At 71.1% G+C, this 16,067-nt stretch carries 9 protein-coding genes and 1 pseudogene; 3 read left to right on the top strand and 7 right to left on the bottom strand.

What is annotated here, in order from left to right; translation table 11 throughout:
* Positions 1-103: 103 nt before the first annotated feature.
* Positions 104-1,471, top strand: a complete 1,368-nt coding sequence (locus ACFVV1_RS12975; RefSeq protein ID WP_389988866.1) for a cytochrome P450 — start codon at positions 104-106, stop codon at positions 1,469-1,471.
* 95 nt (positions 1,472-1,566) lie between these two features.
* Here ACFVV1_RS12975 and ACFVV1_RS12970 read toward each other — a convergent pair whose 3' ends face one another.
* From ACFVV1_RS12970 to ACFVV1_RS12945, 6 genes and pseudogenes are all read right to left on the bottom strand, one after another.
* Complete coding sequence (locus tag ACFVV1_RS12970; RefSeq protein WP_389988863.1) at positions 1,567-1,782, bottom strand: fibronectin type III-like domain-contianing protein; 216 nt, start codon at positions 1,780-1,782, stop codon at positions 1,567-1,569.
* A gap of 55 nt (positions 1,783-1,837) precedes the next feature.
* Positions 1,838-1,963, bottom strand: a complete 126-nt coding sequence (locus ACFVV1_RS12965; RefSeq protein ID WP_389988860.1) for a hypothetical protein — start codon at positions 1,961-1,963, stop codon at positions 1,838-1,840.
* 32 nt (positions 1,964-1,995) lie between these two features.
* Positions 1,996-3,255 (bottom strand): cytochrome P450, encoded by a 1,260-nt coding sequence (locus ACFVV1_RS12960; RefSeq protein ID WP_389988857.1) that lies wholly within the window; start codon positions 3,253-3,255, stop codon positions 1,996-1,998.
* Positions 3,252-4,559, bottom strand: a complete 1,308-nt coding sequence (locus tag ACFVV1_RS12955; RefSeq protein WP_389988854.1) for a cytochrome P450 — start codon at positions 4,557-4,559, stop codon at positions 3,252-3,254. The genes ACFVV1_RS12960 and ACFVV1_RS12955 overlap by 4 nt, the downstream gene beginning before the upstream one ends.
* Positions 4,560-4,879: 320 nt before the next feature.
* Positions 4,880-4,987: pseudogene (locus tag ACFVV1_RS12950) on the bottom strand (alpha/beta hydrolase); the annotation flags it as partial.
* A 205-nt stretch (positions 4,988-5,192) separates the two neighbouring features.
* On the bottom strand, positions 5,193-7,274 hold the full coding sequence (locus ACFVV1_RS12945; RefSeq protein WP_389988851.1) for a hypothetical protein: 2,082 nt from the start codon (positions 7,272-7,274) through the stop codon (positions 5,193-5,195).
* Between the two features lie 530 nt (positions 7,275-7,804).
* Between ACFVV1_RS12945 and ACFVV1_RS12940 the strand changes: the two genes are divergently transcribed.
* Both ACFVV1_RS12940 and ACFVV1_RS12935 read left to right on the top strand, forming a co-directional pair.
* On the top strand, positions 7,805-8,089 hold the full coding sequence (locus ACFVV1_RS12940) for a hypothetical protein (protein WP_389988848.1): 285 nt from the start codon (positions 7,805-7,807) through the stop codon (positions 8,087-8,089).
* Positions 8,090-8,169: 80 nt separating this feature from the next.
* The gene (locus tag ACFVV1_RS12935) at positions 8,170-12,495 is read left to right on the top strand and encodes a S8 family serine peptidase (protein WP_389988845.1); all 4,326 of its coding nucleotides are present in this window, start codon (positions 8,170-8,172) and stop codon (positions 12,493-12,495) included.
* 119 nt (positions 12,496-12,614) lie between these two features.
* Here ACFVV1_RS12935 and ACFVV1_RS12930 read toward each other — a convergent pair whose 3' ends face one another.
* The gene (locus ACFVV1_RS12930) at positions 12,615-15,737 is read right to left on the bottom strand and encodes an ATP-binding protein (protein WP_389988842.1); all 3,123 of its coding nucleotides are present in this window, start codon (positions 15,735-15,737) and stop codon (positions 12,615-12,617) included.
* Positions 15,738-16,067: the final 330 nt, after the last annotated feature.

Genomic DNA, 16,067 nt, shown 5'->3' with positions numbered 1-16,067 from the left:
CACGTACCGCACAAGGCCGATGACACCTTTCACGCCGTGCGATACAGCTGACGTCAGGTCGCTGCGCACCGGTTCGGTGCGCCACAAGGGAGCGGAGACTTTCATGTCCACGGAGACCGGCGCGGCCGTAGACGCCGAGCCGCGCGGCCACAGGATCGTGCCCGGCCCGAAGGGGCTGCCGTTTCTCGGGAACATGCGCCAGTTCGCGAAGAACCCCCTCGCCTTCTTCGAGCGGCTGCGCGCACACGGAGACATGGTCGGCTGGCGGTTCGGCCCCCACTCATGTGTGTACATAGCCGATCCGGAGTGCATAGGCGAGCTGCTCACCGAGATGGAACGCACCTTCGACCCGCCGGCCCTCGGCATCGCGTTCCGCACGGTGATGGGCAACGGCGTGGTGGTCGCCCGGGGCGCGGACTGGCGTCGGAAGCGGTCGCTGGTACAGCCTTCCGTACGCCCCAAGCAGGTGCGGTCGTACGCGGCAACGATGGCGGGCAGTGCGGTGGAGCTGGCGGACACCTGGTCCGGCGGCGAACGCATCGACATCAAGCGGGAGATGGCGGCGCTGACGCAGAAGATCGCGGTCCGTACGATCTTCGGTGTCGACACCCCCGCCGACGCGGATGCGATGGGCCGGGCCATGGATGTGGCGCAGCAGGAGATCGGCAAGGAGTTCGCCGGGATCGGCGCGCTGTTGCCGGACCGGGTGCCGACACCGGGCCGGGCCAGGATCAGGAAGGCCGCCGCGGTCATCGACGCCGAGGTGGGCCGGGTCGTCGCCCGTCACCGCGACGGCGGGGACGATCGTCCCGACCTGCTGAGCCGGCTGCTGACCGCGGTCGACGAGACGGGCGCGCATCTCACGGACCAGGAGATACGCGACGAGACGGTCACGTTGTACATCGGCGGGCACGAGACGACGAGCTCCACTCTGGTGTGGGCCTGGTATCTCCTGTCCCGCAATCCCCGGGTGCGCGCCACGCTGGCCGAGGAGCTGGACCGGGTACTCGGTGACCGGGAGCCGGAGTTCGAGGACTATGCCCGGCTGACGTACACCCAGTCGGTGGTCAAGGAGACCCTGCGTCTCTACCCGACGATCTGGCTGGTCACCGGCGTCGCCAAAGAGGGTGCGCGGATCGGCGGTGTCCCGATACCGGAGGGCACGAGGGTGTGGACCAGTCAGTGGGCGACGCACCGTGACGAACGGTGGTTTCCCGAGCCGGAGGAGTTCCGCCCCGAGCGCTGGGATCCGGAGGAGGGCGACGACATCGAGGAGTACGCCTGGTTCCCGTTCGGCGGCGGTCCCCGGGTCTGCCTCGGCACCCGGTTCGCGATGGTCGAGGCGGTGCTGATCCTGGCCGTGCTGGCGCGCCGGTTCGAACTGGACGTGGCCCCGGGCACCGTCGACCCCGTACCGACACTGACACTGCAACCGGACCGCGAGGTGATGGCGACGGTCCGGGTGCGGTAGCGGTGGCCGGGGCGGGGCCCCGGCCACCGCACTGGGCTGACGGGCGGGGCGGGCGACCGTCCGCCCCGGAGAGGCCTGGGGAGCCCGCGGTGCTCTCAGCCGGCGGCGACGAGCCGGATGTCCGTGCTGGAGGCTCCGGCCTGGATCTCGTACGTCCCGGGCTCGACGGCCCACCGGCCGTGCGCCACGTCCCAGTGGCCGAACTCGGCGACCGGGACCGTGGACTCGACGCACTGCCCGGCGCCCGGGGCGAGGTGCAGCCGACGGTGGGCGACCAGTTGGCGCAGGGGGCGTACGACGGACGGCGTCACGGCCCGTACTAGAGCTGGGCGACCTCGTCGGCGACGGCACCGGTGTTGATGACGGTCAGCCCGATGTGTGCAGCAGGTCGCCGTCGCGCTCGGCCGTGAGACCGCTGTGGGTGAAGTCGGTGTACGACAGTCCGTGGAAGGAGGCGAAGGGCCGGCCGCAGCCACCCCAGCGCCGGGCCACCGCCGTAGGGGTGGCGGCGGCCCGGTCGGCAGTCAGCCGTGCAGCAGAACCGGGAAGCACTCCAAGTCGTTCTGCGTCATCACCGGCAGCTTGCGGAGCTCCTCGTCCGGCACGGCGAGCCACAGCCGGGGAAAGCGCCCGAACAGTGCGGGAAGGGCGATGCCCGCCTCCACCCGCGATAGTGCGGCCCCGGGGCAGATGTGCGGGCCGTGCCCGAAGGTCATGTGCCGGATCGGGGCCGGCCGGGTGATGTCGAAGGCATCGGCGTCCGGTCCGTGCTCCTCGACGTCACGGCCGATGACCCGGTAGGAGATGACCACGCCCTCCCCCTTGGCGATCACCTCGTCGCCGACCTGGATGTCCTCGGTGGCGAACCGCATCAGAAGATGAGTGGTGGGAGTGTCCCAGCGCAGCGTCTCCTCGATCACTGTCTCCCACGAGATCTCGCCGTCGAGGACCTTGCGCAGCTGATCGGGGTGGGCGAGCAGGGCCCGTACCGCGTTGAGGATCAGCCCGATGGTGGTCTCGTGCCCGGCCGCAACCATCGCCTTGAGATTGCCGACCACCTCTTCTTCGGTGAGCGGGTCCCCGCCTTCCTCGGCGAGGATGAGCGCACTGGTGAGATCGTCCTTCGGCCGTGCCGTCCTCTCACGGACGAGCGCGGCGTAGAAGACGTCCAACTCGGCCAGCAGCGCCATCCGTTCGTCGTGCGGAGTGAGCATCGAGAAGAAGGCCTTGTACCTCTTCGTCAGCATGGCGTGCTCGGCTTCGTCCACGCCCATCAGCATGCCGACCACGCGCATCGGCAGCGGCTGCGCGAACACGGACTTGAGGTCGACCACACCGTCCTTGCCCTGCTCGGCCAGAGCGTCCAGCAGCTCCTCGGTGAACCTCTCGATGTCCGGCCGTATCGCTTCGAGCCGACGTGGAGTGAGGGCCTGGGAGGTCTTCGTGCGCAGCCGCCGGTGCTCCGCGCCGTCCACGGTGAACATCGAACGCCCGGCGTCGATCATGCCGATCAGCGGCCAGGCATGCGTCACCGCTCCGCTCTGCCAGAGCCCCCAGGCGTCGAGGTCCTTCACCAGACGGGTGTCGACGAGCAGCTGGCGGGCTTCGGCGTGCCGGGTGACGGTCCAGGCCGGTACACCGAGCAGCTCGATCCTGGCGAGCGGTCCGGCGTCGCGCAGCCGCGCCGTCTCACCGTCCAGGTCCTGCACCATGGGGTCGATGACGACGGTTCCGCCGGCCGAGGCGGAATCGGCCTGCTGGGCAGCGGCGTGAGGGCAGTTCAAGAGACATCTCCTGTCGTACGTACGGGGGTGAACAGGACGGGCAGTGATTCCATCCCCCGCAGGAAGGCGGACTGCCGCCGCACAAGCGTCTCCTCGGGTACCGCCAGGGCGAGATCGGGCAACCGGTCCAGGAGCACCTCGATTCCGGTACGGGCGGTGATCTCGGCGATTTCCTGGGCGGGGAACGGGCAGCGGTATTCCCCGTGGCTGAACGCAAGGTGCGCACTGTTGCCGCCCTGGCCGGAGGGGTGGCCGGTGGAGAGATGCTGCCTCACATGCGGATCGGAGTTGGCCGCTCCCAGGCCGAGAAGCAGCATGTCTCCGGCCTTGATGTCCCGGCCGGCGAGCCGGGTGTCCCTGGCCGCCCAGCGGCCGGCGAGGATCGGGGTCGGACTCTCCTCCCAGAGGACCTCGTTCATCGCCTCGCCGATGCTGTGCCGGCCGCCGAAGAGGGAGTCGGCGAACTGGTCGTCGGTGAGCATCAGCCGCAGGGAGTTACTGATCCAGTCGGCTGTGGGCAGATGCCCGGCAGCCGTGACGGCCATCAGGTCGAGGGCGTACTCCTCATCGGTGAACGGCTCGTGATGGGCCATCATCCGCGTGGTGACGTCGTTCCCGGGCACCGCCCGCTTGGCCGCCACCAGCCGCTGCATGTGCTCCCCGAACCGCGCATACGCGCTCTGCGCCCCGGGACCTCCGTCGGCCAGCTCCTTCAGCACCCGGGTGATGTCCGCGCCTTCCGCGTCCGGGAAGCCGATGAGCCTGGCGAGGACCAGCACGGGCAGCGGCTCGGCGAACTCGGCGACCAGTTCGGCGCTGCCGCGTGTGCAGACATCATCGATGAGCCGGTCGGCCAACTCCTCGCAGTGGCGACGGATTTCGAACGGATCCGCACCCTCCAGGGCCGGCCCCACCATCTCGGCGTGGCGGCGGTGCTCGGCGCCCGCGGTGAAGTAGATCGACGGCATGGGTCGCCCGACCATCGGGAGCAGCGGCCAGTCCTCGGGAATGTGCTCCCATTGGTTCCACAGCCCGACGTCCCGGGGGAACAACTGGCCGTCGCTGGTGACCTGGTGGAGTTCCCGGTAGCCGATGACCAGCCAGGCCGGGAACCCTCCGGGCAGCTCGACGGGCACCACGGGTCCGTGGTCGCGCCGCATGGTGCGGTAGAGGACCTGGGGGTCGGTGTGGAATTCGGGACCGCTGAGCGGCACTGCGGCCGGGCCGTGCCCCATGGCGCAGCCCCCGCCGGGAGTTGCGTCGGGCTCGGGCGGCGCGGGCACGGCGGAAGAGGGGCGCGTCATCGAACTGACTCCTGTGGCGGCGGTTTGGTGTTGCGGACCCACGATCAACGCGGGACCACTATAGGGATGTCCCGTGAAGCTTTAGCTGCCAATCGCGACCGTACCTGCCACTTTTACGACAACAAGAAGCGGATAGTGGCGCATGTTTGATCATAAAGGGGGGGTGAACTCCCCCGGGCGTTCCGTCCGTTGACATGCACCTGAGCGATGGAAGCCGCTGCACTTCGGCCCGCGGCTTCGTCTGGCTGCCCGTCTCCTGGGCGGGCGCGCAGCGCTGCGGCGTTCTGTGGAGCGGCGACCATGTCGTGGAACTTCGTCCGCTGGCTGCGCATGCCCGGGAGTCGCAACGTGGACAGCATCAGGTCCGCGCCCGGCAACGACACCGCCCGAAGGACAGGGTTGCCCTCGCGCCCCACACCGCCGGCCGACCGATTACCTGAACAGGGCAGTCCCGCGAGCGGGCGCGAGCCGTCACCTGCCCTTCCGCTGCCCGCCTCCGCGATACTTCTTCGAGACCGTCGGCCCGGTGCCAGGTGCATTGACACGCCCCTCGCACGATGTCCACCGGCACGTTCGGCGGCTTCGCCGAGGGCGCCGTCACCCGGACCGCTGCGGCCCTGACCGCGTGCGGCGTCACCGCCGCCGCTTGCCGCCCCTGCCCCTGCCGCCCGGCCGGCGCCGCTGATGGCTGCGGCCGAGACGCGCGGCCGGCTGCCGCCGGGCCTGCTCGGCGACCGTCCTCAGGTCTGCCAGGCCAGCCCGGTCGGGGTGACCGGATCCGAGAGCGGCCTCAAGAGCCTTATGGGCAGAGAGTTCCTGGCCTCCCAGGATTGTGAGGAAGCCTTCGGGGCCCGCCGTCTCCAGGAGCTGGAGCAGACTCTCGGCGACCATGAGGAGGCTCTCGGGCTCGGTGAGGTCCTCGGCGCCGAGGACCTCCCGGCGTACCAGGACACTCAGGGCGGTGGGGGCAAGGAGCGGGTCGCCGCGCAGGCCGCGCAGTATGGCCTCGCCATCCGGGTACGCCTCGACGAGAGCGTCGAGCATGGCTTCGGCGCGGGTGCGGAACGGGCAGGTGCGCACCGCGTCGGTCAGCTTCTCCAGCGCCTCGGCAGGGCCCTCCTGGGCGGCGGTCCAGGCAGCGAGTTCGGTGCGGGCGGCATCCGGGTCGTAGTGCTCGGCGATGACACCGAGGAGCCCGGCGGCGGGGGCGTGGGCGAGTTCACCGATGAGCGGGGCATCGCGCCCCTCGGCAAGCAGCCGACGGCGTACGGAGTCGTGACCGAGGGCGGTGAGACGGATCAACTCGACGGGTCCGCCGGCCAGTTCCGCCCGCTGTTCCTCACGCCTCTCTTCGGCCTCCTCGCTCTCCCCCTGTCCACCGGCGACGGCGCCGAAGAGCTCGGCGAGCTCCGGCGGCATCCCGGCGGGCGGCAGCGCGTGCTCCTCGAGCGGTATGTCGAGGAAGACCGGGTCGGCCATGCCCTCGTGCCGCTTGATCGCACCCAGGTCCTCCAGCACGTCCAGTACGGTGCGCAGATCACGGTCCGCGTGTCCGAGCTCCATCTGCCAGGCATAGCGCCCGGTCAGGTCGTACTCGGCGCGATAGCGCAGGTGCAGCGAGTCGCGCAGCCGGGGCCAGGGCATGGCGTGCGGCAGGCTGTAGAGGGCGTTGAGGACATCCTGCACGGCGTCCTCGAAGCTGTCGAAGAGCATCGACTCGACGTGTCGGCCGCTGCGGGCGCCCAGGAGCGGCCCGCGCAGCTCGGAGAAGGTCTCGAAGGCGTGCCGCCACAGCGCGAGCGGGTCTTTCATCAGGGGCTGCGCCTTGGCGACCGCGTACATGCGCCCCTTGGCCACCCGTACCAGCCGCGCCTTCTTCGCCCACTCGACCGCAAGCGCCAGGCGCGGCAGCTGCGTGGAGGAGCGCACCGTTTCCACCGCGTCGCCTGTCCCCAGCTCGGCGACGAGGGCTCGCGCGTCTGCCATGCGCAGGCTGCCCGTCGCGGTGAGCACGCGCCCCTCACGGCCCGCCCAGTCGGCGATCCTTCGCAGCCACCGCAGCGCGCGGGCCGTGTCGGCGCGTGCGCGCAGCTCCTTCTCCCCGGGCAGCAGGACCGGCAGCTGCGGTTCGGCGCGTGTCACGGCTGCCGGGCCGCGCGTCAGATGGTTCCGCACCACCTGGTCCAGTACGTCCCGGTCGTACGGCACCTCGTCTCGCTGAGCTTGCTCCACGAAGTGCTCGAGCGCCGCCGGATCCTGGATGTCGACGCCTTGCTCGGCTGCGGTGACCGCCCAGAACTTCGCCATTCCCCATCGGCCGCGGTCAGCCATGGCGGGGGCGTACCGCGGTGCGAGGGTCTCGATCGCAGCAAGGTTTTCGGCCTGCGAGGCCCCGCGCGGGTCGTTGAGGCCCATCGCGTCGAGGTAGCGCAGCAGGGCCGCGAGCGTGCCGGGCGCATCTGCCGGCTCTTCGCCGGGCAACACGGTGACCGTGCGCGGCAGCCAGTCCAGCAGATACTCCTCGATGTGCCGGGGTTCCCACAGGCCGAGCCGCCCGTCGCAGGTACCTCGATGGCGATAATCGAGCGCTGTCTCGACAACGAAGGGGTCCATGCTCTCGCCCCGCTCGCGGGCCCATTGCCCCATGCGGTGGATCAGCAGCGAACGCGCTGCCTCGTATTCCTCGGTCTCCTCGGGCGCGAAGAACATTCGCATCACACCGGCCCTGCCTGTCCTGTCGTACGGCCGCGGTCGCAGAGCATGCCGGCGGCCTTCGGGCCCGGTGGAGATCGCGGTTCCACGGGACCGGGCGATCACTATTGAACCGCAATCGGTCCACCGGCGACAGCAGCGGCGGACGAGGTCGGACGCGATGATTCGGTCGCTGTTGGCAACGGGTCCCCGTCGGGCTCGGGACGCTGCAAATTGTCGGGCGGCGGGGCGCGAGCCGGGCCGGCTCGACCCGGGCGCGGCCGATCACAGGCGGGCGTGTCGTCGCCGCGCAGCCGCCGCGTCAGCTCGCCGGGCGCCGGGGTGGTGGTGACGCCCAGCCCGCGGTCGGCAAGGAAGGCCATCAGCGTTTCGAAGGTCACCCCGGTCTGCGCCGGGACCGGGCCGGGAGCTCCGACGGGCAGGGTGCCGACTCCGCGAAGCTGCCTGCGTGACGGGTAATGCGACCGTTAACGGCCGGGTAACGGCCGCGTTCTAGCGTGCGGCCCGGAACCCATGCGATCACGAGGAGCACCATGCTCGACCCCACTTGTCCGAACCGAGGCTCCTCCGTCACGACGGTGATCGTTGACGCCGGCGGCGAACCGTGGGAGCGGGTGGAGCCGCTGCTCGCCCGCCGAATGAACGAGTTGGCTCCCGGGGCCGCGCTCGAACTCCTCTCCATCGAGCCGCGGGTGTGCGATCCGCTGTCTCAGTGGTGCGCAAAGCGCGGACACGCTCTCACTCGTGGTGCGACGGACGACGAAGCGTCAAGGTTCCACATCCGCAAGCACGGTCTCTCACCCTTGGAGCAGATATGAGGACACCGCCGCGTGTGTGGGAACGAGTGCGGACCGGGCGAAGTCGCCCGGTCCGCAGGTTCGTCAGCGGACTGGCCGCGGTGGCAATAGCCGCGTCCGCGCTCGCGCTGACCGGCACGGCGGCCAACGCCGCCGACCCGGAGGCCGGCACCGCTGCTGCGGCGACCAGCGCCGCAGCAGCGAAGGCCGACAAGCACGACAAGATCAAGCCTGCCCTGCACGACAAGCTCAGGTCCAAGGGCAAGGCGGACTATTGGGTCCACCTGAGCGACGCGGCGGACCTGACCGAGGCCGGCCGGATCAAGGACTGGACCAAGCGCGGCACGGCTGTGGCCAAGGCACTGCGGAAGACCGCAGCAGCCAGCCAGGCGGACGTCCTCAAGGAACTGCGCCGCGCCCATCTCGATTACGAGGCGTTCTGGGCCACCAACGCGATTCACGTGACCGGTGGTTCGCTGGAGATGGCCGAGCAACTTGCGTCGGAGCCGGAGGTCGAGGCGCTCTGGCCGGTGCTGAACTACACCGCACCCGAGCCCTCGGCGGGTCGGACGACGGCCGAGATCGACGCGGTCGAGTGGGGCATCGCCAACATCAACGCCGACGACGTGTGGGAGAAGTACGGAACCAAGGGCGAGGGCATCACCGTCGCCAACATCGACACGGGCGTCCAGTACGACCACCCGGCGCTGGTGAAACAGTACCGCGGCAACCTCGGTGACGGCACGTTCGACCACAACTACAACTGGTTCGACGCCGCCGGCACCTGCGACGGAGCGCCGTGCGACACCGCTGGGCACGGCACCCACACGATGGGCACCATGGCCGGGGACGAGGGCGGGGACAACCACATCGGGGTCGCCCCCGGAGTGAAGTGGATAGCCTCCAACGCGTGCTGCGCCACCGACACGGCTCTGATCGCGGCCGCCCAGTGGATGCTGGAGCCGACCGACCTCCAGGGCAAGAACCCGGACGCCGGCAAGCGCCCCAACGTGATCAACAACTCCTACGGGTCGAGTACGCCGTCGAACGACCCGTTCATGGAGGACATCAGCCTGGCGTGGACCGCGTCGGGGATCTTCGGGGTCTGGGCCAACGGCAACAACGGCAGTGGCTGCGCCACAAGCGGCTCACCGGGCAGCCGGACCGTCAACTACTCGGTCGGTGCGTACGACGGCGCGAACACCATCGCGTCGTTCTCGAGCCGGGGCGCCGGTCAGGACGGTGAGATCAAGCCCAACATCTCCGCCCCCGGCGTGAACGTGCGCTCCAGTATCCCGGGAAGCGGGTACGCCAGCTACAACGGCACGTCCATGGCCACCCCGCACGTGGCGGGCGCGATCGCGCTGCTGTGGTCCGCGGCACCGTCGATGGTGGGCGATGTCGAGGGGACCAAGGCCCTGCTCGACGACACCGGCATCGACACCCCGGACAGCCAGTGCGGCGGCACGGACGGCGACAACAACGTCTACGGCGAGGGCAGGCTCGACGCCCTGGCCATGGTGAGCCACGCGCCCGGCCAGGTCAGCGGCCGGATCACGGACGCCGTGACCGGCAAGCCTCTCGTCGGCGCCTCGGTCACCACCGGTGAGGTGACCGCCGTCTCCGACAGCGACGGCCACTACCGGCTGCCGGTGACGGATGGCCACTACACGCTGACCTTCAGCGCCTTCGGCTACCAGGACACCACGGCCGACGTCTCGGTCGGCGCGGGCGAACCCGTCACCCGGGACATCGCGCTGACCCCGCTGCCACGGGTCCACGTCACGGGCAAGGTCACCGACGGGTCCGGCCAGGGCTGGCCCCTCTACGCGAAGATCACGGTCTCCGGCGACCCGGCTCCCCACCACACCGACCCGTACACCGGTGCGTACGACCTGGTGCTCCCGGCCGACCGCAGCCACCGGCTGACAGTGGACCCGGACCTGGACGGCTACCCGACACTCACCAGGGAGACGGCCGTCGGTTCCGACGACTCCGAGCTGGACATCCCGGTGCCCGTCGACACCCTGGCCTGCAACGCCCCCGGCTACGCGGTCGCTTACGACGGACTGACCCAGACCTTCGACACCACCGGCACCCCGGACGGCTGGGCCGTGACGGACGCGGCCGGCAATGGCGAGGGGTGGCGGTTCGACAACCCACTCAACCGGGGCAACCGGACCCAGGGCAAGGGCTCCTTCGCCACGGTCAACAGTCTTGCCTACGACCAGTCCCACACCCAGGACACCACCCTCACCGCGCCGGTGGTCGACCTGAGCGGCGTCGAGACCGCGACACTGCAGTTCAACACGTACCTGATCGGGACCTATGGACCGTCGCACGTGTATGTCGACCTGTCCGTCGACAGCGGTGAGAACTGGAAGACGGTCTGGGAGCGGAACGCGGTCAGCGTCTCCGGCTCGCAGCAGAGCCTCGATGTGCCGCAGGCGGCCGGGAAGTCCCAGGTCCAGCTCCGGTTCCGGTACACCGGCGGCGGACGCAACGTCTGGCAGGTCGACGACGTCCACCTGGGCGGGCGCAGCTGCGCGCCTCAGGCCACCGGGCTGGTCGTCGGCCACGTCACGGACGGCAACACCGGTGCCGGGCTCAACAAGGTGAAGGTCGCCGACAGCAGCGGCACGCCCACGGCCACCAGCAAGTCCACTCCGGACGACGCCGCGCTGGAGGACGGCTTCTACACGCTGCCCGTGTCGGCCGGGGAACACTCGCTCTCCGCCGGCACCGGTCGGTACACCACCGTCACCAAGACCGTGAAGGTCACCGCGCACGCGCTCACCCGGACCGGCTTCCCGCTGCCCGCCGGGCAGCTCGAGGTCTCCGGTGCGGTCGACCGGAACGTCACTCTGGGCGGCGGGGCGACCGCATCGTTCACCGTGAAGAACACCGGCGGCGCGCCCGCCGACGTCACCCTCAACGAGGCACGCGGCCGGTACTCCCTGCTCTCCGCGCCCACCTCCACCCCACGCGGGGCCGCGGCGACGACGTCGAAGCACGCCCTTGCCGGGACCGCGTCCGCCCCGGACCCGGTCGAGCCGACCGCGGCCGGCAGCGACTGGGTGTACGGCCCGTCGACGCCCGTGGGGCTGGCGGACAATGTCGTCGGCGCCTACGACGGCAAGGTGTACACCGTGGGTGGCGTGCAGCAGGATGCGGTCGGCTACATGTCCCTCACCAAGGCGGGATACGTGCTCGATCCGCGCGGCGGTGGCTGGAAGCCGATCGCCGACCAGCCCACGGTCCGCGACAAGGCGAACGGCGCTTTCGTCGGTGGCAAGCTCTACGTCACCGGCGGTTGGTCGGCCGACCACTCCATCGACCGGAGCCTGGACGTCTACGACCCGGGCAGCAACACCTGGAGCTCGGGAGCGACCGCACCGACCGGCTACGCGGCGTCCGGCGTCGCCACCCTGGACGGCAGGCTCTACCTGGTCGGCGGCTGTACCACCACCACCTGCGGCACCACCGACGTCTGGGTCTACACGCCCGACACGGACCGGTGGCAGAAGGCCGCGAGCTACCCGCAGTCCACGTCGTGGCTGTCCTGCGGCAGCATCGCCGGCAAGATCTACTGTGCGGGCGGCACCACCGAGAAGCAGGGCAGCCGGAAGACGTACGTGTACGACCCGGCGACGGGCGCCTGGACCGCGGCGGCGGACATGCCGATCGACATCTGGGGCGCCTCCTACAGCGCGGCCGGCGGCCTGCTGATCGTCTCCGGCGGCGCCAGCGCCAACGGCAGCTGGATCGACATGGAGAACTACGCGTACGACCCGAGCGCCAACACCTGGTCGGCCCTGCCGGCGTTCACCGTGCAGCCCACCTACCGGGGAGGCGGCGCCTGCGGCTTCTACGCGGTCGGTGGCGGATACGGCGAGCCCGGGTGGCTCACCCGGATCCTGCCCGGATTCGACGTCTGCGACGAGGGCGACGCGTCGTGGCTGTCGCTGGACAAGCGGCGGCTCACCGTGCAGCCGGGCAAATCCGTCACCGTGGCGGTCGGTCTGAACGCCGCCGCGGCCTCGATCACGCAGCCCGGCGACCTCACCGCCGAGATCACGGTGGACTCCGACACGCCGTACCGGGTCGTCCCGGTGGACGTCGCGATGCACGTCTCGCCCCCCAAGTCGTGGGGCAAGGTGGGCGGTTCGGTGACGGGCGTCGACTGCGACGGTGTGTCGGCGCCGCTGGCCGGCGCGTCGGTGAACATCACCACCTCGGGCGGCGAGTACCCGCTGATCACCGACAAGTCAGGACACTACGGGCTGTGGATCGACAAGAAGTACGGACCCGTGACCGTGATCGCCGCCGACCGGGACTTCGTCTCGCAGGTCAAGTCGGCCAAGATCAAGGCGGGTGAGACCAGCACCGCCGACTTCGCGCTGAAGTCGTCGCTCTGCCTGGGCTGACCCACACCGACACGGAGGGGCGGCGGGTGTCACGAACCATGGCACCCGTCACCCGTCACCCGTCACCGCGGCCGGCGATCGGCGGCCTGGTCCGGCCGCGGATCGCCGGCCGCAGCTGGTCAGGCCGGCGAACCGCCCTCGTCCCGCCCGCGCCGCACCGCGGCTCTGGCACTCGCGAGCTCATCACCGATGCGCTCCACCGCCTCGCGCACGTGCGCGTCCCCGCTGTCCGCGGCGAGTTCGGCGCATTCGCGCAGCGCCGTCTCGGCGGCGGCCCAGTCGGCTCGCCCGACCGAAACCTCGGCCAGGTACGCGAGGGTGTAGGCCAGACTCCACGAGGGGCCGAACGGCCGGACGAGATCAACCGCGGCGTGGGCTCCCGCGTGGGCGGCCTCGATGTCTCCGGCAAGCAGGTCCAGCCGCGCCAGACTGCCCCGTTCGAACGCGATGACGGTCGGATCCCCGCCCCGCTCTGCCAGCTCCAGCGACTTGGTGCGGAAGCCACGCGCCTCCTCGTGCTTCCCGGCCTCGAGCGCGAGGTTGCTGAGCATCGAAAGCACCGTCGTCAGCAGCCTCATGTCCCCGGCCTGCTCGGCGTGGTCCAACGACTCCAGCGCCGCCCGCCGCGCCTGGGTGTCCTGGCCGAGCATGGTCAGTGCCAGCGCCTGGTTGCCGGTGGCGCGGCCCAGCAGCAGCGGCACGAGGCTCCTGTCGTCGTCGCCGGCGGTACGGGCCGCCTGTTCGGCCTCCAGGGCCGCCGCCAGGGACTGCTCGTACCTTCCGAGGTGGAAGTCGGTGACGGACGAGGCCAGCCGGTCCAGGGCCAGGGCCGCGGCCGACACGCTGTCACCGGGCACGGGGGAGGCGTCGAGCAGGGCCCGGGCGTCCCTGGGCCGGCCCGCGGAGCACATCGCCTCCGCGAGAGCTGCCAGTGAGCGCGCCGCCGCATCGAACGCTTCCGCGCGCAACCGGCAGTCCAGCGCTCTACGCAGCGCCTGCTCGGCCTCCGGGTAACGTGCCATCCGCCGCAGGACCAGTCCGTGGCCGTGCCGGACGTCCGCCGCCGTCGTGTCGTCGGCGGCCGTGCCGAGACGCGCCACCAGCTCGGTGTAGTAGCCGTCCGCGCTGTCGTTGGCGTACAGCGCCGAGGCACGGTCCGCCGCCCGGCGCAGCCAGGTCACGGCACGCGGGTCGTCGGCCTGGACGAAGTGGAAGGCGAGGGTGTCGACGGCGTCCGGGCGGTGCCGGAGCACCGCGTCGCCGTAGGCGCCGTGCATGACCCGGCGGCGGGCCGTGGTGAGCCTCTCGTAGCAGGCCAGCCGTACCAGCGGATGGCGGAAGGCGAAGCCCGGGGTGTTCCGGCCCGCCGAGGCGACCTCGCGCTCCTCGACCAGCCCCGCGGCCAGGACCCGGTCGGCGGCGGCGGCGAACTCCGCCTCCCCGAGCGGCGGATACAAGGCTGACCGGGCGACTTCCGCGGCCTCGCGCAGGGAAACGTCCCCGCCGGCCGCGGCAAGGACGTCGACGAGCGCCCGTGCCGCGTCGTCGAGGCGGTCCAGCCGGGCGTCCACGGCCGCGCGGACCGAGTCGGGGAGGCCGGCGGGCCCGGTGCCGACCGCAGCCGCGGAGGGCAGCCCGCTGTTGATCAGCCTGGCCAGTTCCCCGGCGAACAACGGATTGCCCGCGGAGAGCCGGAAGATGTCGGCGACCTGGTCCGGCGCGGGCGCCGTGCCGCCGCACAGCCCCACCACGAGTCGTCCGCAGTCCCGTTCGCCCAGCCGCATCAGGTCCAGCCGCCGGGCCAGTCCCTGACGTACCGCAGCTTCGAGTACACGCCGGCGCGCCGCGTCCTGGGCGAGGTCCTCCTCCCGCGACGTCGCGACGAACCGCCATGCGCGCGTCCCGGTACGGCGGATCAGATGGTAAAGGAGCTGGAGCGAGCCGAGGTCGGCGGCGTGCAGGTCGTCCAGCACCACCAGGACTCCGGGGCGGGAGGTGTGCGCCAGGCTCGCCAGCAGCCCGCCGACCGCGTGGAAGAGCCGTGCCCGCTCCTCCTCGGGGCCGAAGTCCGCGGTCGGCGCCGGCCCGAGCGCGGGCACCAGGCCGGCGAGGGCGGGGTACTCGGCGACGGCCGCCGCCTGCTGTTCGGCAGAGCGGTCGGCGAACCACGCATCGAGCGCCTCCGCCCACAGGCCGTAAGGGGTCTGCCCCTCCGCCTCGTGACTTGCCCCCCACAGCACCAGTGCGCCCCGGCGGTGGGCGGTCAGCGCCGCCTCGGCGGCCAGCCTCGTCTTGCCGATGCCCGCCTCGCCCGAGACCAGGGTGAGGGGAGGTATCCCCGCCTCCTCGGCCGTGACCGCGCGCAGCACCTGTTCCCGGCCGAAGAGCGGTGTCCGCACCGCGAGCCGGATCGCCGCAGGAAGCGGCGGCCGCGCCGACGGCGTGGCCGCGGTGCGGGAGGACGCGGCCGACGCCCGTCGGCGCAGTTCCTCCAGACGGCTTCCGGGACGGACACCGAGCTCGGTCTCCAGCGCCTCGGTGGCGAGCCGGTACTGCCGCAGTGCCTGCTCGGGCCGGCGCAGGGCGAGCTGTGCGCGCATCAAGCTCTCGTGGGCGCGTTCGTCGGCAGGATGGGAGGACAGGGACGCCTCCAGCAGTCCGACGGCCTCCTCCGGACTTCCCTCGGAGAGACGGGTATCGGCGAGGGCGTGCAGTACCCGGTCGCGGAGCAGGGAGAGCGTCGTCCGCCGAGCCGTCAGCCACTCGGCGTAGGGATCCTCGGGCAGCAGGTCCTCCCGCAGGGCCTTCAGCGCCGCATCGAGTCCCGCCACCCGCCGCCCGCCGTCCGTGAACCCGTCGGTTCCGTCGAGCGCGGCGAGAGCGAGCGCCTCCGTCTCATCCACGTCCACCGTCACCAGTGTCCGGGACAGTGCCAGCAACTCGCCTTCCAGCAGCAGGTACGCGGACTCCTCGCGTGGCCGCAACTCCGGCTGCAGCGCGTGCCGCGCCGTGTGCAGGGCCACGCGCAGGCTGCTCATGGCAGCCTGGCGAGAGGCACCGGGGCGGCAGATCTCCCTCACCAGTTCGCGGTGCATACGATGGCCGGGCGCGACCGCCAGCAGCTTGACGAGGGTCTGGGCCCCCGGCCTGCGCCAACGCTCCAGTACGGGAAGTCCGTCACGTTCGGCCCGGAAGCCACCCAGCAGTCTGATCCGCAGGGGTGGAGCCTGGTTGGAGATCACCAGGGCACTGTAACGCCGGCCTGCGGAGCGGCTGTGCGCGCTGTCCCGTTCCCTCTGTCCTGACTGCCCCCTCGTCGGCGCAGTGGATCGCGCTGGTTGACTGTCGTGGCCGGTCGCGCGGGCGGCCGGGGTGTATGAGGGGGCGTGGGTGGAGCACAAGTGGGTGCGGGTGCCGGTGGGGGATGATGCGGCGCGGTGGGCGACCCGGGGGAAATGTCTGCGTGTCCTCGTCGTCGTGCACAACGTGACCGCCGCGACGCGACTGCTCGATGTGCTACCTCTGTTGCATGCCGGTGGCCTCTCGCCGGGCTGCGGCCCGGGCCCGTACGT

The organism is Streptomyces sp. NPDC058092 (assembly GCF_042884935.1).
Lineage (GTDB): Bacteria > Actinomycetota > Actinomycetes > Streptomycetales > Streptomycetaceae > Streptomyces.
Note: the sequence above shows the minus strand (reverse complement) of the source record. Positions and strands in the feature narration are given on the sequence as shown.